This is a genomic window from Flexivirga meconopsidis (genome assembly GCF_026162425.1).
In the GTDB taxonomy this organism is placed as follows: domain Bacteria; phylum Actinomycetota; class Actinomycetes; order Actinomycetales; family Dermatophilaceae; genus Flexivirga; species Flexivirga meconopsidis.
On the sequence record NZ_JAOBQJ010000005.1, the window covers coordinates 35,945 to 58,572 of the forward strand.

A 22,628-nucleotide genomic window follows, 5' to 3' on the forward strand; every position below is an offset into this window, starting at 1 on the left:
GCTGACGTGCGCCGATCAACGGCGGACTATCGTCTGATGACGTGGCACAACACTTTGACGTCGTCGTCCTCGGTGCAGGTCCTGGTGGGTATGTCGCGGCCATCCGCGCCAGCCAGCTCGGCCTCAAGACCGCCATCATCGAGAAGCAGTATTGGGGCGGCATCTGCCTCAATGTCGGCTGCATCCCGTCCAAGGCGCTGCTGCGCAATGCGGAGATCGCCCACATCCTGACCAAGGAGCAGAAGACCTTCGGCATCTCGGGCGAGGTGTCGATGGATTACGGCGTCGCCTTCACTCGCAGCCGCGGCGTCGCGGACGCCAGTGCCAAGGGCGTGCACTACCTGATGAAGAAGAACTCGGTCACCGAGTTCGAGGGCACCGGCACCTTCACCGACCCGCACACCATCGAGGTCGCGCTCAACGCCGGCGGCACGGAGACGGTGACGGCCGGCAACGTCATCATCGACACCGGCACCACCACCCGGCTGATCCCGGGCACCGAGCTGTCCGAGCGAGTCGTCACGTTCGAGGAGCAGATCCTCACCGACAAGCTGCCGGAGTCGATCGTCATCGCCGGCTCTGGCGCCATCGGCGTCGAATTCGCTTACGTGATGAGCCAATACGGCGTCGACGTGACGATCGTGGAGTTCCTGGATCGGATGGTGCCCACCGAGGACGCCGATGTGTCCAAGGAGCTGCTGCGGCAGTACAAGAAGCTCGGCATCAAGGTGCTGCTGTCGACCAAGGTCGAGTCGATCGACGACTCCGGCGACAAGGTGAAGGTCACCGTCTCCCCCGCCGCCGGCGGCGACAGCCAGGTCATCGAGACCGACAAGGTGCTGCAGGCGATCGGCTTCGCGCCGCGCACCCAGGGCTACGGCCTGGAGCAGACCGGCGTCGAGCTCAATGACAAGGGCGCCATCGCGGTCGACGCCCGGGGCCGCACCAACGTCGACGGCGTCTACGCGATCGGTGACGTCACCGGCAAGCTGATGCTCGCGCACACCGCCGAGGCGATGGCGATCGTGGCCGCCGAGACGATCGCGGACGTCGAGACCGTGGAGATCGACTTCGACATGATCCCGCGAGCCACGTTCTGCCAGCCGCAGATTGCCTCGTTCGGCTACTCCGAGCAGCAGGCCAAGGACCTCGGGTATGACGTGAAGACCGCGTCCTTCCCCTACTCCGCCAACGGCAAGAGCCGCGGCATGGCCGAGACCGTCGGATTCGTGAAGGTGGTCGCCGACGCCAAGCACAACGAGCTGCTGGGCGCGCACATGATCGGCCCGGAGGTCACCGAGTTGCTGCCGGCGCTGACCCTGGCGCAGAAGTGGGACCTGACCGCCGACGAGGTGTCCCGCAACATCTTCGCCCACCCGACATTGAGCGAGGCCGTCAAGGAAGCCGTCGAGGGCATCGCCGGCCACATGATCAACCTCTGAGCGAACCTGCAGCTGCCCGGGTCAGAATGGCCCGGTGCAGCTGCTGCTCCTGCTGACCGCGCACGGCCGCGCCTGGCTCGACGGTCACGTCCTCGATCCGGGCCGATTGCCCCTGCTGCTAGCGCTTTTCGCATTCATCGTCACGTTTCTGGCGACCCGCACCGTGACCCGGTTGATCCGGGCGGGGCGGGGGCCGTTTCGCAATCGGGTGTCACCAAGTGGCGTGCACGTGCACCATGCCGTGCCCGGCCTGGTGGTGCTGCTGATCGGATCGTTCGCCAGCCTGGCCGCACGCGGAACCAGGCCGTGGATCGAGATCGCGGGCGTGCTGATCGGCGTCGGCGCGTCACTGCTGCTCGACGAATTCGCACTGATCCTGCACCTGCGCGACGTCTACTGGAGCGGCGAGGGCCGGGTGTCGGTGGAGCTGGTCACCCTCACCACGGCATGCCTTGCACTGCTGACGATCGGGCTGGAACCCTTTCATTTCCATGCCGATCCGCGGCACCACGTCGTGCATCTGGTGATGCTCGCCGGATTGCCCGTGCACATCCTCGCCGAGATCGTGGTGGTGCTGAAGGGCAAGTACCACATGGCCCTGATCGGCGCCTTCATCGGCCCGGTGGCGTTCTTCGCGGCGCTCACCCTTGCCCGCCCGCACTCGTGGTGGGGCCGCCGTTACGGGCCGGCCAAAGCGGCGCGCGCGATCGAGCGCAGTCGACGCTGGGATGCCCAGTGGGGTCGGCTCACCGCGAACGTCGCCGACTTCGTGGCCGGCGGCCCGACCGACCCGGACCAGGCCGATCCACGTCGATAGGGTCGATCGTCATGAGCGCACCCGCCGCCCGCAAGACCGCGTTCGTCCTCGGCGGCGGTGGTGTGCTCGGCGCAACTCAGATCGGTGCTATGCGCGCCCTGCTGCAGCGCGGCATCACTCCCGACTTGGTCGTCGGCACCAGCATCGGCGCGATCAACGGATCGTTTATCGCCGCTGAGCCGAGTGAGGAAGGCATCGAGGCGCTCGGTGAGCTCTGGGCCGGACTCGGCAGCGGGCGGCTGCTCTTCGACACCGGCACCTCCCGAGGCCGTCGACGCTGGCGCCCGGGGCGCCTGCGCACCCATCTCTACTCCCCCGGCCCGTTGCTGCGCATCCTGCGCCAGGAGCTTCCCGTGCAGACGTTCGAGGAGTTGCAGGTGCCGTTCCAGTGCGTGGCCGCGAGCGTCGAACACGCTGTGTCCCACTGGTTTTCGTCGGGCAAGCTGCCGGAGGCGATCGTCGCGTCGTGTGCCGTGCCCGGGCTCTTCCCGGCGATGCGGATCGGCGGCGAGCACTTCTTCGACGGTGGCCTGGTGCACTCGATCCCGGTCGGTCGCGCGGTGAGCCTGGGCGCGACCGACGTCTACGTGTTGCAGGTGGGCCGGGTCGAGCAGGCACTCAGCCCGCCCCGCTGGCCGTGGCAGGTCGGGCAGGTCACCTTCGAGATCGCCCGCCGGCACCGCTACCTCGAAGAGATCGCGTCGGTGCCCGACCGAGTGCGGCTGCACGTGCTGCCCACCGGCACGAGCGACGCGCCGATGGTGTCACTGCTGCACATCAACCGCGCGTTCGTGCTCGGACGGGTCAACTCGGCATACGACGCAGCGAATGCCTATCTCGACGAGGCAGAACGCCGCTCCTCGTGATCGTGCCCCGGGCGTGGCAGCGGCCTACTTCGACTTCTTTGCCGCCTTCTTGACCGGCTTCGCGCGCGGCACGTCCGCCCGTTTCTTCGCCGTCCGCTTCGTCGCCGACCCGGGGTTGCGCGCCTCGATACCCGCGATCAGCAGCTCCATCCCGAACTCGAAACGCGCATCGCCGCCGCCACTCATCATCGGCGCGAGGTGGCTGGTGATCATCGGGTAGCGGTCGGGAGGGAGCGCCGCGAAGTACTCCTTGACATCCGCGATCCACTGCCGGCCGGCCACTTCGGCGGCAGCAGCGTCGGTGGCGCCGAACCGCTCCTGCAGGAGATAGCCCTCCACGGCGTCGGCCCCGACATACAGCACCATCCGGTCGATCAGCCAGGCGGCGTCCTGCACCTCGACGCCACCCTCGATCAGCGAGCGCAGGATCGCCTCGGAGATATCCAGCGCACGCGCCCCCGTCGGGATGTCGGCGAAACTCAGCCGAGCCAGGTCACGATGGCGGCGGAAGAGGTCATACGTCGACTGCGCCCACTCGCGCACGACGTCCTGCCACGGCTGGTCCAGGTTGGGCATCGCCAGCTCGCTGAGTGCCAATTCGTTGACGGCAGCTAGCAATTCGTCCTTGTCGGCAACGTAGGCGTAGAGGCTCGCCGGGCCGGTGCCCAACTCGGCCGCGATGCGCCGCATGCTCACGCCCTCGATCCCTTCGGCATCGAGGATCTCCAGTGCCTTGGCAACGATGGTGTCTCTGCTGAGCGGCTTGCGCTGCTTGGGTGCTCGGGTCTTGTGCGGTCGGCGCCACGGCGGCTCGGGCATCTGGCTACTCACCCGAACACTGTAATTGACACGAACACCGTTCCAGCGTAGAACGATGTTCGTGTACGCGAACGGTGTTCGCCACTCGAGACTTCTCCCGAAAGGACCTCACGATCATGGAAACCCGGACCGTTCCTCCCGATAGCCCGGCAGCACCGGCCGTCACCGCTTCTTACCGCTGGCGCTGGGTCGCACTGCTCGTGGTGTTGTGCGCCGAGATCATGGACCTGCTCGACGCACTCGTCACCACGATCGCCGGGCCGACGATCGCCGGCGACCTGGGCGGCGGGGACACCCTCATCCAATGGCTCTCGGCCGGCTACACCCTCGCCATGGCAACCGGCCTGCTGATCGGTGGCCGGCTGGGCGACATGTTTGGTCGCAAGCGGATGTTCCTCATCGGCATGGCCGGCTTCAGCTTCTTCTCCCTGCTCTGCGCGATGGCGGGGGACCCGACGACGCTGATCACCGCACGGGTGCTGCAGGGTCTGCTCGGCGCCACCCTGCTGCCGCAGGGCCTCGGCATCATCAACGAGGTGTTCGCACCTGAGGAGCGGGCCAAGGCTTTCGGCGCGTTCGGTCCGGTCATGGGCCTCGGCGCGGTCGGTGGACCGATCCTCGCCGGTTGGCTCACCGACGCCGACATCCTGGGCTTGAGCTGGCGGGCGATCTTCGCGATCAACATCCCGATCGGCGTACTCGCCCTCCTCGGCGCGGTCCGCTTTCTACCGAAGAATCGCCCGGACCGCGGCCTCGGCGTCGATCTGCTCGGCACGGGCCTGGCGGCTGCGGGAATGTTCCTGCTGGTCTATCCCCTCGTGCAGGGTCGCGAACTCGACTGGCCGCTCTGGTGTTTCGCAATGATCGCCGGCTCGCTGGTTGCCTTCGTGCTCTTTGCGTATGTCGAGCGCAGTCGTGACCGCTCCGGTCGCTCGACCCTCGTCGTACCCAGTCTGTTCACCAAGCGGGCCTTCACCGGTGGCCTGGTCACCGGACTCGCCTTCTTCAGTGCACTGATGGGCACCTCACTCATCCTCACGCTGTATGTGCAGGCCGGCCTCGGCTACACGCCCGTGCAAGCGGGCCTGACCAGCGTGCCGCAGGCGGTGGGCATGATCCTCGGCTTCGGCATCGGGCAGGCACTCACGGCGCGGATCGGCCGCTCCACCATGCACCTCGGATTCCTCATCGTGATCGCCGGGCTCGCCCTCTTCGCAGGCACGATCGGCTGGTCGGGCGACGCGATCAACGCATTGCGGCTGGCACCATCCCTGGCGGTGATCGGGATCGGCATGGGCATGGCGATGACCCCGTTCTTCGACATCGTGCTGAGCGGCGTGGACGACCACGAGTCGGGCTCGGCATCCGGCTCGATGACCGCCGTCCAGCAGATCGGTGCGGCGCTCGGCGTCGCGGTGCTCGGCACCGTCTTCTTCGGCCACGTGGACGGCGGGACCGGTTCTCGCACAGAGATTTTCGGATCCGCGACGCAGGTCACGACCTGGGTCGGGATCGGCGCGGTCGTGATCGCCTTCGCGCTGACCTTTCTGTTGCCGAAGCACACCCGCGAGGACGTGGCAGCGCAGTCCTGATCGATCAGGAGGTCGTTGCCGCCACGATCGCGAAGGCGAGGCCGTCGATGCGGGCGCGGGCTTCGCCGTCGGTGGCCACCGCCTCGCCCACCCGTCGCGCGAGTGCCTGGAGCTCTTGCTGGGTGAGGCCGGGCAGCACCGAGAGCACCACGCGCAACTCACCCGGTTCGGCGCCGGCTTCCCCGCGCACCTCGGCCACGTCCGGCTCGTCCGCGACCGCCTGGCGCAACGCCTGCTGCACATGCTGATCGAGGTATGGCGGGAGCCACTCGTGCCGTTGCGCGAGTGCCCAGACCATGCTCGGTCGCAGGACGAGCGGCTGCTCGGATGCCATGTCGAGCACCATGACGTCGCACTGCTCCCCGACCGCCGCCTGCGCGGCGAGCGCTGCGGTCACCGGCGACGGCCGGGCGGCAGGGTCCCACGCAGCGAGGGCCGCGACGTCGGAGAAGACCGGAAGTGCACGCTCACCCGTTGGTGCCGAAAGCGTCACCACCGCCATGTCGGTGCTCTTCTCGACGGCGAGGTCGCCGGATGCGTCGACCTCGGTCGGCGCCGCCACGATCGGCACCAGGAGCCGTGCACCGGCCAGCGCCGTCATCAGCCGGCGTTCGTCCGTGCGGTCGGCCAGCGCAGCGGTCAACGCCGCGTCCGCGGAGCCGTCGTCGCCGTCGAAGCCGGTGCCGGACAGCGCGCGTCCAGCGAACGACTGCCCGGCAGAGTCGGCCGGACCCGACGGGCCGGCCGGCTGGTCGCTCATCCCCGTGCTCCCGTGCGACCGGCCAGGTCGAGCGCATCGGAGAGCTCGAACGCGCCCTTGTAGAGCGCCGATCCGATGATCGCGCCCTCGACGCCCTGCGGCACGAGCTCACGCAGCGTGCGCACGTCCTCGAGGGTCGACACCCCACCGGAAGCGACGACCGGGCGGTCGGTGCGTGCGCAAACCTCCTGCAACAAGGCCACATTCGGCCCCTGCAGCATGCCGTCCTTGGCGACGTCGGTCACCACATAACGCGCGCAACCCTCACGATCGAGGCGGGCCAGGGTCTCCCAGAGGTCGCCACCCTCTTTCGTCCAGCCGCGGGCGGCGAGGGTGGTGCCGCGCACGTCCAGCCCCACGGCGATGCGGTCGCCGTGCTCGGCGATCGCGCTGGCGGTCCACGCGGGGTCCTCCAAGGCCGCGGTGCCGAGGTTGACCCGTCGGCACCCGGTCGCCAGCGCCGCGCTGAGCGACTCGGCGTCACGGATTCCCCCGGACAGCTCGACCTTCAGGTCGAGCCGGCCGATGATGTCGGCCAGCAGGTCGCGGTTGTTGCCACGACCGAAGGCGGCGTCCAGGTCGACCAGGTGCAGCCACTCGGCCCCGGCGTCCTGCCAGTTCTTGGCCGCCTGGAACGGGTCACCGAAGCGACCTCCGGTGCCGGCCACACCCTGCACGAGCTGCACTGCCTCGCCACCCGCCACATCGACCGCGGGCAACAGCTCCAGCCGGGGAGCAGCATCGTCAGCCATCGAATCTCCTTGTCCTTGAGCGTAATTCCAGGTCAAAGACGACGGAGCCAGTTGGCGATCAGCTGGGCTCCGGCGTCACCGGACTTCTCCGGGTGGAACTGCGTGCCGACGAGCGGCCCGTCCTCGACGGCGGCCACGAACGGTGCACCGTGTTCGGCGGTGGTCACGAGCGGACGACCGGCGACACGGCTGGCCAGCAGCTGCGCCGCAGCGTAGGAGTGCACGAAGTAGAAGCGCTCGTCCTCGACGCCCGCCAGCAGGGCAGAGCCGTCGGGTGGGTGCACGGTCGACCAGCCCATGTGCGGCACCACCGGAGCCTGCAGACGGTCGACCACACCCACGAAGTGACCGAGGCCGGGCGGCGGCGGTTGCACGGTCGTCGGCTCGGTGGACCCGTCGAACAGCACCTGGAAACCGACGCAGACACCGAGCACCGGACGGTCCCCCGCGATGCGCTCGGCGATCACCTCGCGGCCGCCGGCGGCGAGCAGCCCCGTCATACAGGCGTGGAAGGCGCCGACTCCGGGCACATAGAGTCCGTCGGCGGCGAGGGCGGCGTCGTGGTCGGCGGTGAGCGTGACGTCGGCACCGACACGTTCGAGCATCCGCACCACCGACCGCACGTTGCCGCTGCCGTAGTCGAAGACGACGACCTTCTTCACAGCGACTCCAACTCGGCGCGAATTTCCTTGTCTTCCTTCGTGACTCGCGCGAACCGATCGACGGCCTTGCCGTCGGGTTCGACGAGCGCGGCATCGTCCGCGGACTTCACCGAACCTCCGCGGAGCAACTCTTCGCCGGGTAGCGCGAGGGTCGTCATCAGGTCGGAGAGCACGTCCATCGGCAACGCCGAGTGCTCGGACAGCACCTGCCGGATCGGGCGGGTGGCCTCCGGCACGACACCGGCCGCCATCGCCAGGTCGCCCGGCCGGGCGGTCGGTAGCGAAGGCAGGCCGGCGACCCCGCGGCCGGACTCCCAGACCAGCCAGCGCGGCAATGCGCGCCAGCCACGCGGATGCACGACGACCACCGCACGTCCGTCGATCTCGAAGAATCCCAGGGCTGTTCGCATGCGCGCCGGCACCGGACGAGCCGCGGTCACGGTCAACTGATCGTCATAGGGAGCGTGACCCTGCGCGGGACCGCCCGGGACGACAGCGGTCCAGCCCGCGAGCGGCACGACGTATGACGGGACGATCCCCTGCCGCACCCACGCCGACGCCGACTTGGCGTCCCCGTGCAGCAGGAGCACTCCGCACGCGCCCCGACGACTCGGTGCCGTCATGGGCTTACAGCGCGCCCTTGGCGCTCGGGATCCCGACGACGCGCGGGTCGCGGGCGATCGCCGCACGCAGCGCGCGGGCGACCGCCTTGAACTGCGCCTCGACGATGTGGTGCGGGTCGCGGCCGGACAGCACCCGCACGTGCAGCGCGATCGCGGCGTGGTGGCCGAAGCTCTCCAGCACGTGCTGGGTGAGCGATCCGGCGTAGTTGCCACCGATGATCGCGTAGATCTGCCCGTCCGGCTCGCCGGTGTGCACCACGTAGGGACGTCCGGCGACGTCGACGACCGCGTGCACGAGCGCTTCGTCGAGCGGCACGGTCGCGTCGCCGAAGCGGGAGATGCCGGACTTGTCGCCGAGCGCCTCGCGGACCGCCTGCCCGAGCACGATCGCGGTGTCCTCGACGGTGTGGTGCGCGTCGACGTCGAGATCGCCGGTTGCCTTGACCGCCAAGTCGATCAGGCTGTGCTTGGCGAAACTCTCGAGCATGTGGTCGTAGAACCGCACACCGGTCGAGACGTCGCTCTGGCCGGTGCCGTCCAGGTCGAGCGACAACTCGATCTGGCTCTCCTTGGTGGCGCGCTCGATGCGCGCGGTGCGGTGCTGATCGCTCATGAAGCCTCTCCTGCCGTCACCGTGCGCAATGCCTGCAGCACGGCGTCGTTCTCCTCCGGGGTGCCGGCGGTGATGCGTAGATGGTGCGCAATGCCGACGTCACGCACGAGCACACCCTCGTCGAGCAGAGCCTGCCACGCCGCCCGGCTGTCGGCGAATCCCCCGACCAGCACGAAATTGGCGTCGCTCGGCACCGGCTGCAGTCCGAGCGCACGGCATCCGTCGACCAACGCGTCCCGGGTGGCCTTGATCCGCTCGACCATCGCCAGCATGGTGTCGCTGTGCTCCAAGGCGGCGCAGGCGACTGCCTGCGTGACGCTCGACAGGTGGTAGGGCAGCCGCACCAGGCGCATCAAGTCGGCGAGTTCCGTTGCAGCAGCGAAGTATCCGAGCCGCGCACCGGCAAATGCGAACGCCTTCGACATCGTGCGACTGACCACCAGCCGGTCCCTGCCCGGCAGCAGCGTCAGCGCGCTCTGGGTGCCGGTCCGGGCGAACTCGGTGTAGGCCTCGTCGACGACCACGATCGCGTGGTCGCTCGCGTCATACACCCGGCGGACGACGTCGAGGTCGATCGAGGTGCCGGTCGGGTTGTTCGGAGAGGTGAGGAAGATCAGGTCCGGGTCGTGCTGCGTGGTCTGCTCGACCGCGAGGTCGGCGTCCAGGTCGAACCGCCGCGGGTCGGCATCGCGCAGCCCGTCGACCCAGGTCGCCCCGCCCCGGCCGGCGATCAGCGGATGCATCGAGTAGGACGGGGTGAAGCCCAGCGCGGTGCGACCGGCTCCCCCGAACGCCTGCACGATGTGCTGCAGCACCTCGTTGGACCCATTGGCCGCCCACACCTGGTCGGCGGTGACGTGCTCGCCACTCGTCTTCGTCAGGTATGACGCCAAAAGCTCTCGCAGCCGGGCAAATTCGCGGTCGGGATAGCGATTGAGCGTGGCCGCGACCTGCGCGACGTCGTGGGCGATCTGCTCGACCACGACGGGCGGCACCGGGTAGGCGGACTCGTTGGTGTTGAGGGCGACCGGCACGTCGAGCTGCGGGGCGCCGTAGGGCGTTGCTCCCTGCAACTCGGGCCGCAGCAGCGCCCGCAGCTCGGTCACGAGTCCGACGCGAAGCGGGCGGTGACCGCTTCGCCGTGTGCCGGCAGGTCCTCGGCGGTGGCGAGCGTGACCACGGTGTCGGCCACGTCGGCGAGCGCCTCGCGCGAGTAGTCGACCACGTGGATGCCGCGCAGGAAGGTCTGCACCGACAGGCCGCCGCTGTGGCAGGCGCAGCCGCCGGTGGGCAGCACGTGGTTGGAGCCGGCGGCGTAGTCGCCGAGGCTGACCGGCGCGTAGTCGCCGACGAAGATCGCGCCGGCGTTGCGGATGCGGGCCGCGACCGCCGCGGCGTCGCGGGTCTGGATCTCCAGGTGCTCCGCCGCGTAGGCGTCGACGACGCGCACGCCCTCGTCGACCCCGGAGACCAGCACGATGCCGGACTGCGGGCCGCCGAGCGCGGTCTTGACCCGGATCGCGTGCTTGGTCCGGGAGGCCCGGCGCTCCAGCGCCGCCTCGACGGCGGCGGCCAACTCCTCGCTGTCGGTGACCAGCACCGAGGCGGCGAGCTCGTCGTGCTCGGCCTGGCTGATCAAGTCGGCCGCGACCAGCTCGGGGTCGGCGGTCTCGTCGGCAAGGATCGCGATCTCGGTCGGGCCGGCCTCGGCGTCGATGCCGATGATGCCGAGCAGCAGGCGCTTGGCGGCGGCGACGTAGACGTTGCCCGGACCGGTCACCAGCGTCACCGGCTCGCAGACGGTCGTGCCGTCGGCGTCGCTCGCGCCATACGCGAACATCGCGACTGCCTGGGCACCGCCGACGGAGTAGACCTCGTCGACCCCGAGCAGCGCGCACGCCGCGAGGATCGTCGGGTCCGGATAGCCCACGAAATCAACGGTGTTCGAGCGCTGCGGCGGGCTCGCGACGGCGAGCGAGCCGACACCGGCGATCTGCGCCGGCACGACGTTCATGACCACGCTGCTCGGGTAGACCGCCTGGCCGCCCGGCACGTAGAGCCCGACGCGGTCGACCGGCACCCAGCGCTCGGTGACGGTGCCGCCGGGGACGACCTGGGTGACCGAGTCGACCCGGGCCTGGTCGGAGTGCACCAGGCGGGCGCGGCGGATCGACTCCTCCAGGGCAGCACGCAGCTTCGGCTCGAGCCCGGCGAGCGCCTTGTCGAGCACCTGCGCCGGCACCCGGAGCGACGGCGGACGGACGCCGTCGAAACGCTCGTCGAGGTCGAGGATCGCGTCGACCCCGCCGGCATGCACCTGCTCGCAGATCGGGCGCACGGTCTCCAGTGCGGCCTCGACGTCGAGTTCGGCGCGGGGCAGGGCGTCGCGCAGGGCCCGCGCGTCCAAGGAGGACAGAGCGGCACCGCGCAGGTCGACACGAGCAATCACGCGGCAATTCTAGGGTTCGTATGACCGTGACCTGCGTCGCGTCCGCGGTGCGAGCGTCCGCCGCCATACTCGTGAGCTGTGAGCCTGGTCCAGATGCACGGCTGGCGCGACGAGGTCGCGGTGCTGATCTTCGTCATCTGCGGCAGCGTCGTCGCCGCCGCCATCGTGCGCTGGGGGCGGCTCGGCAGCGGCGTCGGCCAGCTAACCGCCGCCGCACGCGCGACCGTCCAGCTGGCCGCGGTCGGCCTGGTCATCGGCGCCGTGCTGCACTCGTGGCCACTGTCCCTGGCGTTCTGCGCGCTGATGCTCGGTGTCGCGGCCTTCACCAGCGCGCACCGCATCCTCGGCCGTTGGTCGGCGTGGACCCTGCTGCCCATCTGCGCGGGCGTCGTGCCAGGCGTGCTCGGCATGCTCGCAACGGGCCTGGTGCCGGTGCGACCCATCGCCGTCATCCCGGTGCTCGGCATCGTGGGCGGCAACTCGATGACCGCGACCTCGCTGACCGGCAAACGGATCCACGACGCCCTGCGCACCAGGTATGGCGAGTTCGAGGCGGGTCTGTCCATCGGTCTGCGCGATCACGAGGCGGCGGATGTGGTCGCCCGCGACGATGCCGCCCTCGCGTTGATCCCCGGCCTCGATCAGACCCGCACCGTCGGGATCGTCACGTTGCCAGGGGCGTTCGTCGGGGCGCTACTCGGCGGGGCGAGCGCGTGGGAGGCGGCAGCGGTGCAGTTGCTGGTGCTGATCGCCCTGCTGGTCGCGCAGGCGATCGCGGTCCTGGTGACCACCGAGCTGACCATCCGGGGCAAGCTCGGCCCGATCGAGGGTGCCCGGTGATCGCCGCCGGTTATCTCGTCGGCTCGAAGTCGTCGCCGTCGTCCGGGTCGGTGCCGTAGAACTCCCGCTCGACGACCGCACGGGCGCGCCGGGCGACCCGCAGGTAACGCTCGCCGAGCTCGTGGCCGGCACCGACCGGGCCGCCGAGGATGCGCGCGATGCCGTCGGCGTCGGTCAGGTTGCTCGGCAGGGCGTCGACCGGGCGCCCCCGCCACAACACCGATGCGTTGCGCAATCGCGTTGCCAGTGACCAGGATTCACGTAATGCGGCGGCGTCCCGCAGGCTGATCAGGTCATGCTCGGCCATCACCCGCAGTGGGGTGATCGTGCCCGGATGGCGCAGTGCCGGGATCTCATGGGCGTGCTCCAGCTGCGCGAGCTGGACGGTCCACTCCACGTCGGACAGGCCGCCGCGGCCGAGCTTGAAGTGGGTGCGCACGTCTCCCCCGCGCGGGATGCGCTCGGCCTCCATACGCGCCTTGAGCGTGCGGATCTGGCGCACCGCCTTCTCACTGATGCCGCCCTCCGGCCAGCGCAACGGGTCGATCAAACCGGTGAAGCGGCTGCCGAGCTCGTCGTCGCCGGCGACCGGCGTCGCCCGCAACAGCGCCTGCGCCTCCCAGCCCTCCGACCAGCGCTCGTAATAGCCGGCGTATGACGCGAGCGTGCGCACGATCGGCCCCGCCTTGCCCTCCGGCCGCAGGTCGGCGTCGACTCCAAGCGCGGGGTCGGGACCGCTCGCCGACAGGCCGGTGCGCAGGTAACCCACCACCTGCTCTGCCTGTGCCTGCGCGATGCCGGCGTCGGCACCGGGCAGCGGGTCGTGCACGAACATCACGTCGGCGTCCGACCCGAAGCCGAGCTCGCGTCCTCCGAACCGACCCATGCCGATGATCGCGATCGAGGTGGAAAGCATTGTGCCGCTCTCCTTTTCGACATGCCTGATCGCGAGATCCAGTGCGCCCTGCAGGGTGGCCGCGGCCAGGTCGGTCAGCGCGATCTCCAGGGCGTCCAGGTCCTCCAGCTCTCCGGAGAGCTCGGCGACCGCGATGCGGATGAGCTCGTTGCGGCGGGCCGAACGGATCGCGAGCAGCGCCGCGTCGTCGTCGTCCTGTCGCTGGATCGCCGCCCGCATGGTGGAGTTCAGCTGGTCTCTGCTGAGCGGTCGCCTGGCCTCCCGGCTGCCGAAGACCGACACCGCCGACGGCGCGCGCTCGAGCAGCTGACCGACGTAGCGGCTGCCCGCCAGCACCCGGGCGAGCGTCTCGGCGGCCCGCCCCTCGTCCCGCAGCATCTTGAGGAACCACGGTGTCGAGCCGAGCGCGTCGCTGAGTTTGCGGAAGGCGAGCAGACCGAGGTCGGGGTCGACCTCCTCGGCAAACCACTGCAGCATGACCGGCAGTAGCGTCCGCTGGATGGCCGCCCGTCTGCTCACGCCCGAGGTCAGCGCCTCGATGTGCCGGATCGCTCCCGCGCTGTCACGAAAACCCAATGCGGCGAAGCGATCCCGGGCGCTCTCCGGCGACAGCCGTGCGTCATCGGCCGACAGCCTGGCGACGGCCGAGAGCAACGGCCGGTAGAAGATGCGTTCGTGCAGCCGGCGCACCTGGGCCGACTGCGACCGCCACAGCTCCACGACTTTCCGCTCGGCGTCGACCCGCAGACCTACGGCCCGTCCGAGCGCGCGCAGGTCGCCCTCGCCGGTCGGCATGAGATGGGTGCGGCGCATCCGGGACAGTTGGATGCGGTGCTCCAGCAGACGCAGCTGCCGGTAGGCGTGGTCGAGTTCGTGGGCGTCGACCCGGCCGATGTAGCCGCCACGGGAGAGCGACTCCATGGCTGCCAGCGTGCTGCGGTTGCGCAGCCGGTCGTCGGTGCGACCGTGCACCAGCTGCAGCAACTGCACGCTGAACTCGATGTCGCGCAGCCCGCCCTTGCCGAGCTTGAGCTCGCGGTCGGCCTCGGCCGCGGGCAAGTGCTGCTCGACCCGGCGCCGCATCGCCTGGACGTCCTCGACGAAGTGGTCGCGACCGGCCGCCCGCCAGACCATCGGCTGGATCACCTCGAGGTATGCCGCGCCGAGCTCCTCGTCCCCGGCGATCGGCCGGGCCTTGAGCAGTGCCTGGAACTCCCACGTCTTGGCCCACCGCTCGTAGTAGTTGCGGTGGGAGGCCACCGTGCGCACCAGCGGCCCCTGTTTGCCCTCGGGGCGCAGCGCCGGGTCGACCTGCCAGAGGCTGCCCTCACCGGTCGCGACCGAGCAGGCGCGCATCAGCTCGGTCGCGAGTTTGGTGCCGACCGCGAGCGCCTCGTCCTCGTCGGCGTCGCCAGCCGGCTCGGCGACGAAGATGACGTCGACGTCGCTGATGTAGTTGAGTTCGCGGCCGCCGCACTTGCCCATCGCGATCACGCTGAGCCGGCAGGTCTGCTCGTCGGGGACGGTGTTGCGGGCGATCCGCAGCGCAGCCTCGAGCGCGGCACCGGCCAGGTCCGAGAGAGCCTCGGCGATCACCGGGAACTGCTCGATGCCGTCCCCGGTGAGGTCGACCGCGGCGATCTGGATGAGTTGCCGGAAGTAGGCGACGCGCAGCGCGTCATACGCCTCGGTGCCGGTGCGGTCACCGACCGCATCGGTGAGCGCGGCATACAACTCCTCGCGGGAGGCGATGCGCGCCGCGGCGACGTCGTGCCACTGGCCGGGGTGCCGGACCAGCCGGTCGGTCAGCGCGGCGGAGGCGCCGGTGACCGCGACCAGCCGCGCCCAGCCGTCCGGGTCGTCGGCGAAAAGCGCTGCGAACGAACCCTTCTCGGCGTCGGGCAGCACCTCGCGCAACCGCACCAGTCCGAGCAGCGCCTGGTCGGGCGAGGCCGCCCGGCTCATCGTCGCGATGGCGTCGGCGGGCAGCCCCAGCTCGTCGAGCATCGGCTCGGCGCGGGTGGGTTCGGCGAAACCGGCGCGCACCAGCGCCGCCCGGCGGCTCTGCTCCCGGGGCACGTTCACGGCGTCGTTGCCTGGCGCATCACAGTCGCTTGAGGTATTGGTCCAGCTCGAACTGGGTGACCTGGTCGCGGTAGCCGGCCCACTCCGCGCGCTTGTTGCGCAGGAAGAAGTCGAAGACGTGCTCGCCGAGGGTCTCGGCGACCAGCTCACTGCCCTCCATCAGATGTATGGCGTGATCCAGCGACGCCGGCAACGGGTCGATGCCCATCGCCCGGCGCTCCCGGTCGGTGAGGTTCCACACGTCGTCCTCGGCCTCGGGCGGCAGCTCGTAGCCCTCCTCGATGCCCTTCATCCCGGCCGCGAGCACCACGGCATACGCGAGATAAGGGTTGGCCGACGCGTCGATGGAGCGCACCTCGACCCGGGCGCTCTGGCCCTTGGCCGGCTTGTACATCGGCACGCGCACCATCGCGCTGCGGTTGTTGTGCCCCCAGCTGACGTGCGCCGGCGCTTCGGCGCCGCTCCAGATGCGCTTGTAGGAGTTGACCCACTGGTTGGTGACCGCCGAGATCTCCGGTGCGTGGTGCAGGATGCCGGCGATGAATCCCTTTGCGGTGCTTGACAATTGGTATGGCGCGCCGGCCTCGTAGAACGCGTTGCGGTCGCCCTCGAAGAGCGACACGTGGGTGTGCATGCCGGAGCCCGGGGCGTCGGCGAGCGGCTTGGGCATGAACGAGGCGAACACCCCCTGCTCGAGCGCAACCTCCTTGATCACCGTGCGGAAGGTCATGATGTTGTCGGCGGTCGACAGTGCGTCGGCGTAGCGCAGGTCGATCTCGTTCTGCCCCGGCCCCGCCTCGTGGTGGGAGAACTCCACCGAGATGCCCATCTGCTCCAGCATCGAGATCGCCGACCGCCGGAAGTCGTGGCCGGTGCCGTGCGGCACGTGGTCGAAGAACCCGGCCTGATCGACCGGCGTCGGCGGCTCCCCCGGTCGCATGTTCTGCTCAAAGAGATAGAACTCGATCTCGGGGTGGGTGTAGAACGTCAGCCCCTTGTCGCTGGCCTTGGTGAGCGCCCGCTGCAGCACGTTGCGCGGATCGGCCTGGCTGGCCGACCCGTCGGGCAGCCGGATGTCGCAGAACATCCTTGCGGTGCCAGGGTTCTCGCCGCGCCAGGGCAACACCTGGAAGGTGTCCGCGTCGGGCAGCACCAGCATGTCGGACTCGAAGACGCGGGCCAGGCCCTCGATCGAGCTGCCGTCGAAGCCGATGCCCTCGGTGAAGGCTCCCTCCAACTCCGCCGGTGCGACCGCGACCGACTTGAGGGTGCCGAGCACGTCGGTGAACCAGAGCCGGATGAACCTGATGTCCCGCTCCTCGATGGTGCGGAGCACGTATTCCTGCTGTCGATCCATACCGCTGATCCTGCCTTACCGGGACCGTATGGCGGGAGCGGGCACGCGAAAGCGCCGGCCGCGGGAGAAACTCCTGCGGCCGGCGCCCAGCGTCATACCCTCCGCGAGGGATCAGCGAGTGAAACGGACCTGCAGCTTCACTCCGTCGCCCTGTTTGTTGTGGACGCTGATCTGCGTGCCGGTGCCGGCCACCTTCACCGACGAGGTCGGCGACTGCTCGTACCAGTACTGGTTGGGGTTGGTGTCGTCGAACGTCTTCACCGGGGCCTGCGCCGGGAACTTCAGGCTGGCGCCCTTGCGGTGCAGGGTGAAGGCGTCGGTCTTGTCCAGCCCGAACGACGCGTCGTAGGAGTTGATCCGGTTGCTCGCCACCGTGCCGTCCGGCCAGACGTTCGGGCGCGGGTGCGCGTCAACCGGCAGCACCTGGCCGTAGCCCGGGTGCGTGGTGACGTTGTTGTCCGGGTACTCGTTGTTGACGTACCAGATGATCAGCCCGTCCTGGTAGGGGAAGTGCTCCACCCAGTCCGGCTTGTCCGGGAAGCCGAAGTTGTACGGCCCGGTCTGCAAGGTCGCGTCATAGCCGCTGTAGCGACGCGACTCGGCCAGGTAGTAGCGGGCGACGTCCTCGCTGGTGCTGCCGCCCATCCGGGTGAAGCCCTTGGCGGTCCACGCCGACGTGGCCGACTCGACGTCGTCGGTGGTCGAGCTGTCGCCCACGGTGACGGTGAGGTCGTCCAGGAAGGCGCCGCCCTGGTTGACGCCACCGTCGGTCTGGTAGGAGAACCGGAACAGGATCTTCTTGCCGGCATACGGGGTCAGGTCGTAACTGACTGTGCCCCAGGACTTCTGGGTGCCGGTGATCGCGTCACCGACGTTGGTCCAGGTGCTGCCGCCGTCGGTCGACACCTGGCCGTAGAGGAAGTCGTAACCCTCCTCGATGTCGTACCAGATCGCTGACGAGATCGACCCGCTGCTGGCGCCGGTCAGGTCGACCTCGCGCTGCAGCGTGTTGTTCAGGTTGTCGCCGCGACCACTCCACCACTCGAACTTGCCGGACTTGGGGTTGTTGTACTCGGTGACCACGGTCTTGTCGGGCAGGTTGACCGCGACGGCCATCGGCTTCTGCTTGTTGTCCTCATCGGCGGGCCCGAGGTTGATGTCGGCTCGCTCGCCGAACTGCACCGACTGAGTGTCGGTCCAGCCGAGCTGCAGCTTCTCCCAGGCGCCCATGTAACCGGGCGTGACGCCGATGGCGTCGCGGCCCGGGCCGAGCCACGAGCCGCTGCTCATCAGACTCCAGTAGGCGACGCTGTTGTCTCCGCGGTTGGTGGTGTCGTAGAGGTCCGGCAGGCCGAGGTCGTGGCCGAATTCGTGTGCGAACACACCAAGTCCGCCATTTTCCGGCTCGGTCGTGTAGTCCGAGACCCAGATGCCCGTGTTGCCGATCTGCACGCCACCGGACTTGTTGCCGTCCGGACCGGTCGTGCCCACCCCTGAGCTGACCGCCCAGCGGTGCGACCAGATGGCGTCCTTGCCCTGCGCGCCGCCGCCGGCCTCTTCGCCCTCGCCGGCGTGGATCGCCTGGTAGTGGTCGATGTAACCGTCGGGCTCGTTGAAGTCACCGTCGCCGTCGTAGTCGTAACGGTCCCAGGTGTCGAACTGCTTCAGGTCTTCCTTGATCTGGGCGTCGGTCTTGCCCGACTGCTTCTGCTGGTTGTACCAGGCGGTCAGCGAGTCCTTGATGAACGACCAGTAACCCTCGGCCTCACTGGTGCCGTCGCCCGCCTCCGGGTTGTGCCCGTAACGTGCCTCGTTGTAGGGCACCTTGACCCAGTCGGACACCTCGGTGGTGACCTGGAAGCGGCCCTGCGACTGCTTCTTGTAGAAATTCTGGAACGACTCACCGTCGCCGTCGAACATGTTCTCGTAGTGCTGCTGGTTGAAGTCCTTCTCCCAGTAGGTCGAGTTGTTCGTCGACCGGTCCGGCTCCGGGATCTGGTTGTGCACCGGCCCCGGCGTACCGCCCTGCGCCGGCTTGGCCTGGGTGCCGAACTCGGCGAGCGTGGTGAAGATCTTGGTGGTCTGGTTGGGGTCGTACTGGACGTACTTGCCCTTCTTCGGCTTACTGCCTTTGCCGCGGCCGCCGGCCTGCTCGGCGCTCGCCTCGGGCGCCTGCAGCTCGATGACCTTCTTGCCCTTGATCGTCTTGACCTTGGCCTTGCCCTTCACCAGCTTGGTGACGGCCTCCTGCCGCAGCTTGGCCTGCTTTTCGGCCCGCGGGTTGGGCAGATTGTCCGACTTGGTCACCTTGCCCGGTTCCTGCGGGGGCACGGGTGCCGCGAGAGCGGATGGGGTGAATCCGCCGATGGTGAACGCTGCGGTCGCCGCTGTTGCGGTGAGTCCGGCAACGCTTCCGAACACACGTCTTCTCACGATTCCTCCGGATGTTGTGCGATGTGTGCCGTCCTTAACGGGGATGGACGGCAACTTTGGCAGTTTGACCGAAAAGCTGACCGAATGGTGGGAAACGGCTGGAAAATCTTTGAACTCCCTTTACCTTCGGGCGCCGCCTGACTACGCCCGAGTAGCTCCTTCAGCGTTTCGGCGCGCCGATAGGGTCGCCGGTATGACGGACAAGCCCACCGAGGTCAGCGCCCCCTATGGCACCGGAGCCCAAGCCGCTCCCCAACGCCGCGTCCGAGTCCCGCACCTGCAGGCCAAGAAGGCCAAGGGCGAGAAGTGGGCGATGCTCACGGCATACGACATGTATGCCGCGGAGATCTTCGACGAGGCCGGCATCCCGGTGCTGCTGGTCGGCGACTCGGCCGGCAACAACGTCTTCGGCTTCGAGACCACCGTGCCGGTGACCGTGGACCACCTGGTGCCGCTCGTGCGGGCGGTGGCGACGGCGACGTCGCACTCGATGGTGGTCGCGGACCTGCCGTTCGGGTCCTACCAGGCCAGCCCGCAGCAGGCGCTCGCGACGGCGACCCGCTTCATGAAGGAGGGGCTGGCGCACGCGGTGAAGCTCGAGGGCGGCAAGGCGATGGTGCCGGAGGTCGAGCTGCTGGTGCGGGCCGGCATCCCGGTGATGGGCCACATCGGCTTCACCCCGCAGAGCGAGCACGTGCTCGGCGGCTACCGGGTGCAGGGGCGCGGCGACGGCGCGGACAAGCTGCTCGAGGACGCGCTCGCGCTGCAGGAGGCAGGGTGTTTCGCGGTGGTGATGGAGATGGTGCCGGCACCGGCCGCCAAGCGGGTGACCGAGGCGCTGGCGATCCCGACCATCGGCATCGGTGCCGGTCCCGATTGCGACGCCCAGGTGTTGGTGTGGCAGGACATGGCCGGGCTGCGCGGCGGCAAGTCGCCGCGCTTCGTCAAGAAGTATGCCGATCTGCGGGGCGAGCTGGGCCGGGCTGCGCAGACGTATGCCGCAGAGGTCGCCTCGGGCGAGTTTCCTTCTGCGGAGCAGAGTTTCGAGTCCTGAGCGGCGGCACCGAGCGCCACATGACAAGCGCCGCCGCAAGGCCGACGGCGCCGGAGGTGACGATGCCGGCACCCAGCGCGAACGCGGCGGTCACCCCGGAGAGCACGGCCGGGCCGATGGTCTGACCCGCGTCCGACAGCTCGCGCCAGATGCCGAGGAACTGCGCCCGGCCGACGTCGGGTGAGTAGTCGGCGCCGAGGGTCATCACCATGCCCGACCCGATGCCGTTGCCGAAGCCGAGGATGCCGGCGACCAGGCAGAGCGTGAGCGCGCCATGCGTCAGCGGGATGGCCATCATCGACAGGCCCATCACGAGCATCGACGGCACGGTCACCCACCGGCGGCCGAAGACGTCCATCACCTTGCCTGCCGGGTAGAAGACGAGCATGTCGATGCCGCCGGCGACGCCGTAGATGATCGACGCGGTCTGCGCGGTGAGGCCGAGGTGCTCCGACCAGAGCGGCACCACCGCCTGGCGCGTGGCGCGGATCGCCGAGACCAGGAGCACGCCCATCCCGATGGTGAGGAAGATCTTGCGGTGGTCACGCAGGACACCGCGCACGGTGGCCGGTGCAGCGGACGCCCTGGCCGGGTGCGGCGGCAGGTCCTGCAGAGTCGCGCCGAGGACACCGGCGACCGCCAGCGCGAGCGCGCACACCGCGTAGGCTCCGCGCAGGTGCCAGAGGCCCATCGCCGCCGCGCCGGCGAACGGCCCGGCGAACATGCCGACCCTGCTGACCCCGCCGAGCGTCGACAGAGCCCTCGCCCGGAAGTGGGCCGGGACCGCCTCGGTGAGATAGCTCTGCCGGGCGAGCATGAAGACCGACCCGCTGACGCCGAGCAGGAAGACGCCGATCGCGAACATCGCGAGCGAATTCGCGAGCATGCAGCACGCGGCGGAGAGGACCCCGACGACAGAGGCGCCGATGAGTGCGTGGCGCTCGCCATACCGTGCGGTGATCATCGAGCTCGGCACGTTGAACAGCAACGAGCCGACGTTGAGCAGGGTGATCATCAAGGCCGCGGCCGCGACCGACCCGCCGAGGTCGCGTGCGGAGAGCGGGATCACCGGGAGCATCGCGCCCTCGGCCACCCCGAAGAGCAGCGACGGACCGTATGCCGGGATCGCCAGTCGTCGGAGGTCGAAGTCGGGCGCCGCGGTCATCGTTAGGCAGTCTAATGATCCCGGCACCGTCACTCTCGCGCGTCTCGTACGCGGGAGTACCGATGCGTCACGGGTGCTTACGGCTGGGTGACTGACGTCCGCGCGCGCCGATTGACGTCCGTCGCAACGAGTGACGATCGTGCATGGACGTCACTCATTGCTGACGTCGTCACTCGGCGAGCGGCTCACCGTCCGGTCAGGTGCTCGACGGCGAGCTGGTTGAGCCGCACGAAGCCGTAGTCGCGGTCCGCGGCCGCCTCGACGTCGAACGTCTCGTCCGCTGCGGCCAGGAAGTCGGCGACGGACTCCCCCGCGTCGAGCGTGGGTTGCTGCAGCGAGCTCACACCGGCGTAGTCCATCGCCTCCGTGACCCTGGGGTCGGCCCGGAAGGCGCGGGCCTTATCCGCCAGCAGCAGGTAGGTCGACATACAGGCCCGCGCCGAATCCCACACGCCCTGCAGGTTCTCGGTGCGCGAGGGCTTGTAGTCGAAGTGCCGCGGTCCGGTGTAGCGCGGCGCGTCGGGCTGCCCGGGGAAGCCGTTCTCGAGCAGGTCGACGGTGAAGAACGCCGACAGCAGGTCACCGTGACCGAAGACCAGGTCCTGGTCGTACTTCAGGCCGCGCTGGCCGTTGAGGTCCAGGTGGAAGAGCTTGCCGCTCCACAGCGCCTGTGCCAGCTGGTGGCTGTAGTTGAGGTTGGCCATCTGCTCGTGCCCCGTCTCCGGGTTGAGCCCGACGATGTCGCCGTTGTCCAGCTCGGCGATCAAGGCGAGGGCGTGTCCGACGGTCGGCAGCAGGATGTCGCCGCGCGGCTCGTTCGGCTTGGGTTCCAACGCGATTCGCAAGGAGTACCCCCGCTCCTTGATGTATGACGCAACGGTGTCGAGGCCCTCCTTGTAACGGTCGAACGCGGCATGGAGGTTCTTGCTGCCGTCATACTCCGCGCCCTCGCGACCGCCCCACATCACGAACGTGCTGGCACCGCACTCGGCGGCGAGGTCGACCGCCTGCAGGATCTTGCGGAGCCCGAAGCGCCGCACTCCCCGGTCGTTGCTGGTCAGCCCACCGTCCTTGAAGACCGGGTGGGTGAACGTGTTGGTGGTGACCATCTCGATGACGATGCCGGCGCTGTCGCAGGCCCGCCGCAGCTGCGCGACCCGGGAGCGCTTCGTCTGCTCGTCGGCGTTGAAAGCGAAGACGTCGTTGTCGTGGAAGGTGATGCCCCACACCCCGAGTTCGCCGAGTTGTTTGACGTAGTCCCACGGTTCGAGTGCGGTGCGGGTGGCACTCCCGAACGGGTCGATGCCCGTCCAGCCGACGGTCCACAGACCGAAGGAGAACTTGTCAGCGGGCGTGGGTGCGGGCGTCGTGGTCATGCACGAA

The 22,628-nt window shown here is 69.1% G+C and carries 19 protein-coding genes; 6 read left to right on the top strand and 13 right to left on the bottom strand.

What is annotated here, in order from left to right; genetic code table 11:
• Positions 1–41: 41 nt before the first annotated feature.
• Genes lpdA through N2M23_RS16665 form a run of 3 tightly spaced genes read left to right on the top strand, consistent with a single transcriptional unit; the run spans position 42 to position 3,125 of the window.
• A complete protein-coding gene (gene lpdA / locus N2M23_RS16655) occupies positions 42–1,442 on the top strand; it encodes a dihydrolipoyl dehydrogenase (protein WP_265447058.1) in 1,401 nt (466 codons plus the stop codon).
• A 34-nt stretch (positions 1,443–1,476) separates the two neighbouring features.
• Positions 1,477–2,259, top strand: a complete 783-nt coding sequence (locus N2M23_RS16660) for a hypothetical protein (RefSeq protein WP_265447059.1) — start codon at positions 1,477–1,479, stop codon at positions 2,257–2,259.
• Positions 2,260–2,270: 11 nt separating this feature from the next.
• Positions 2,271–3,125, top strand: coding sequence for a patatin-like phospholipase family protein (locus N2M23_RS16665; protein WP_265447060.1), 855 nt, complete (start codon positions 2,271–2,273; stop codon positions 3,123–3,125).
• 24 nt (positions 3,126–3,149) lie between these two features.
• On the opposite strand, the gene N2M23_RS16670 is transcribed toward N2M23_RS16665, so the two are convergent.
• Positions 3,150–3,956: a TetR/AcrR family transcriptional regulator gene (locus N2M23_RS16670; RefSeq protein ID WP_265447061.1), complete on the bottom strand. Its 807-nt coding sequence runs from the start codon at positions 3,954–3,956 to the stop codon at positions 3,150–3,152.
• 104 nt (positions 3,957–4,060) lie between these two features.
• On the opposite strand from N2M23_RS16670, the gene N2M23_RS16675 reads away from it, so the two are divergent.
• Positions 4,061–5,536 carry an MFS transporter gene (locus N2M23_RS16675; protein ID WP_265447062.1) on the top strand — a complete coding sequence of 492 codons (1,476 nt, stop codon included), beginning with the start codon at positions 4,061–4,063 and terminating at the stop codon, positions 5,534–5,536.
• Between the two features lie 4 nt (positions 5,537–5,540).
• Here N2M23_RS16675 and N2M23_RS16680 read toward each other — a convergent pair whose 3' ends face one another.
• The 7 genes from N2M23_RS16680 to hisD are packed head-to-tail and all read right to left on the bottom strand — an operon-like array spanning position 5,541 to position 11,395.
• Positions 5,541–6,296 carry an SseB family protein gene (locus N2M23_RS16680; protein ID WP_265447063.1) on the bottom strand — a complete coding sequence of 252 codons (756 nt, stop codon included), beginning with the start codon at positions 6,294–6,296 and terminating at the stop codon, positions 5,541–5,543.
• Complete coding sequence (gene priA, locus N2M23_RS16685; RefSeq protein ID WP_265447064.1) at positions 6,293–7,048, bottom strand: bifunctional 1-(5-phosphoribosyl)-5-((5-phosphoribosylamino)methylideneamino)imidazole-4-carboxamide isomerase/phosphoribosylanthranilate isomerase PriA; 756 nt, start codon at positions 7,046–7,048, stop codon at positions 6,293–6,295. Before priA ends, N2M23_RS16680 begins: the two co-directional genes overlap by 4 nt.
• Before the next feature lie 32 nt (positions 7,049–7,080).
• Positions 7,081–7,710 carry an imidazole glycerol phosphate synthase subunit HisH gene (gene hisH, locus N2M23_RS16690; protein WP_265447065.1) on the bottom strand — a complete coding sequence of 210 codons (630 nt, stop codon included), beginning with the start codon at positions 7,708–7,710 and terminating at the stop codon, positions 7,081–7,083.
• Positions 7,707–8,333: a hypothetical protein gene (locus N2M23_RS16695; RefSeq protein WP_265447066.1), complete on the bottom strand. Its 627-nt coding sequence runs from the start codon at positions 8,331–8,333 to the stop codon at positions 7,707–7,709. The genes hisH and N2M23_RS16695 overlap by 4 nt, the downstream gene beginning before the upstream one ends.
• Positions 8,334–8,337: 4 nt before the next feature.
• Positions 8,338–8,946, bottom strand: coding sequence for an imidazoleglycerol-phosphate dehydratase HisB (gene hisB / locus N2M23_RS16700; RefSeq protein WP_265447067.1), 609 nt, complete (start codon positions 8,944–8,946; stop codon positions 8,338–8,340).
• Positions 8,943–10,052, bottom strand: coding sequence for a histidinol-phosphate transaminase (locus N2M23_RS16705; protein ID WP_265447068.1), 1,110 nt, complete (start codon positions 10,050–10,052; stop codon positions 8,943–8,945). The genes hisB and N2M23_RS16705 overlap by 4 nt, the downstream gene beginning before the upstream one ends.
• Positions 10,049–11,395, bottom strand: a complete 1,347-nt coding sequence (gene hisD, locus N2M23_RS16710; protein ID WP_265447069.1) for a histidinol dehydrogenase — start codon at positions 11,393–11,395, stop codon at positions 10,049–10,051. The genes N2M23_RS16705 and hisD overlap by 4 nt, the downstream gene beginning before the upstream one ends.
• A 78-nt stretch (positions 11,396–11,473) precedes the next feature.
• Here hisD and N2M23_RS16715 point away from each other — a divergent pair, with 78 nt between their 5' ends.
• A complete protein-coding gene (locus N2M23_RS16715; RefSeq protein ID WP_265447070.1) occupies positions 11,474–12,235 on the top strand; it encodes an ABC transporter permease in 762 nt (253 codons plus the stop codon).
• Positions 12,236–12,245: 10 nt separating this feature from the next.
• On the opposite strand, the gene N2M23_RS16720 is transcribed toward N2M23_RS16715, so the two are convergent.
• The 3 genes from N2M23_RS16720 to N2M23_RS16730 form a co-directional block, all read right to left on the bottom strand.
• Positions 12,246–15,236, bottom strand: coding sequence for a bifunctional [glutamine synthetase] adenylyltransferase/[glutamine synthetase]-adenylyl-L-tyrosine phosphorylase (locus N2M23_RS16720; RefSeq protein WP_265447071.1), 2,991 nt, complete (start codon positions 15,234–15,236; stop codon positions 12,246–12,248).
• Between the two features lie 19 nt (positions 15,237–15,255).
• Entirely contained in the window at positions 15,256–16,593 is a 1,338-nt protein-coding gene (glnA, locus tag N2M23_RS16725) for a type I glutamate--ammonia ligase (protein WP_171157053.1), read from the bottom strand.
• 111 nt (positions 16,594–16,704) lie between these two features.
• Positions 16,705–19,026 carry an immune inhibitor A domain-containing protein gene (locus N2M23_RS16730; RefSeq protein ID WP_265447072.1) on the bottom strand — a complete coding sequence of 774 codons (2,322 nt, stop codon included), beginning with the start codon at positions 19,024–19,026 and terminating at the stop codon, positions 16,705–16,707.
• A 193-nt stretch (positions 19,027–19,219) separates the two neighbouring features.
• Between N2M23_RS16730 and panB the strand changes: the two genes are divergently transcribed.
• Complete coding sequence (panB, locus tag N2M23_RS16735; protein WP_265447073.1) at positions 19,220–20,080, top strand: 3-methyl-2-oxobutanoate hydroxymethyltransferase; 861 nt, start codon at positions 19,220–19,222, stop codon at positions 20,078–20,080.
• Here the strand turns inward: panB and N2M23_RS16740 are convergent.
• Together N2M23_RS16740 and xylA are read right to left on the bottom strand one after the other, a co-directional pair.
• Complete coding sequence (locus N2M23_RS16740; RefSeq protein WP_265447074.1) at positions 19,971–21,245, bottom strand: MFS transporter; 1,275 nt, start codon at positions 21,243–21,245, stop codon at positions 19,971–19,973. The genes panB and N2M23_RS16740 overlap by 110 nt on opposite strands.
• 185 nt (positions 21,246–21,430) lie before the next feature.
• The gene (gene xylA / locus N2M23_RS16745) at positions 21,431–22,621 is read right to left on the bottom strand and encodes a xylose isomerase (protein WP_265447075.1); all 1,191 of its coding nucleotides are present in this window, start codon (positions 22,619–22,621) and stop codon (positions 21,431–21,433) included.
• Positions 22,622–22,628: the final 7 nt, after the last annotated feature.

What these genes read in the sequence shown, in the direction of transcription:
- N2M23_RS16675 (WP_265447062.1), top strand. Translation starts at nt 4,061, where the DNA reads ATGGAAACCCGGACCGTTCCTCCCGATAGCCCGGCAGCACCGGCCGTC.
- N2M23_RS16695 (WP_265447066.1), bottom strand. Translation starts at nt 8,333, where the DNA reads ATGACGGCACCGAGTCGTCGGGGCGCGTGCGGAGTGCTCCTGCTGCAC.
- priA (WP_265447064.1), bottom strand. Translation starts at nt 7,048, where the DNA reads ATGGCTGACGATGCTGCTCCCCGGCTGGAGCTGTTGCCCGCGGTCGAT.
- N2M23_RS16680 (WP_265447063.1), bottom strand. Translation starts at nt 6,296, where the DNA reads ATGAGCGACCAGCCGGCCGGCCCGTCGGGTCCGGCCGACTCTGCCGGG.
- panB (WP_265447073.1), top strand. Translation starts at nt 19,220, where the DNA reads ATGACGGACAAGCCCACCGAGGTCAGCGCCCCCTATGGCACCGGAGCC.
- glnA (WP_171157053.1), bottom strand. Translation starts at nt 16,593, where the DNA reads ATGGATCGACAGCAGGAATACGTGCTCCGCACCATCGAGGAGCGGGAC.
- N2M23_RS16740 (WP_265447074.1), bottom strand. Translation starts at nt 21,245, where the DNA reads ATGACCGCGGCGCCCGACTTCGACCTCCGACGACTGGCGATCCCGGCA.
- xylA (WP_265447075.1), bottom strand. Translation starts at nt 22,621, where the DNA reads ATGACCACGACGCCCGCACCCACGCCCGCTGACAAGTTCTCCTTCGGT.
- N2M23_RS16665 (WP_265447060.1), top strand. Translation starts at nt 2,271, where the DNA reads ATGAGCGCACCCGCCGCCCGCAAGACCGCGTTCGTCCTCGGCGGCGGT.
- hisB (WP_265447067.1), bottom strand. Translation starts at nt 8,946, where the DNA reads ATGAGCGATCAGCACCGCACCGCGCGCATCGAGCGCGCCACCAAGGAG.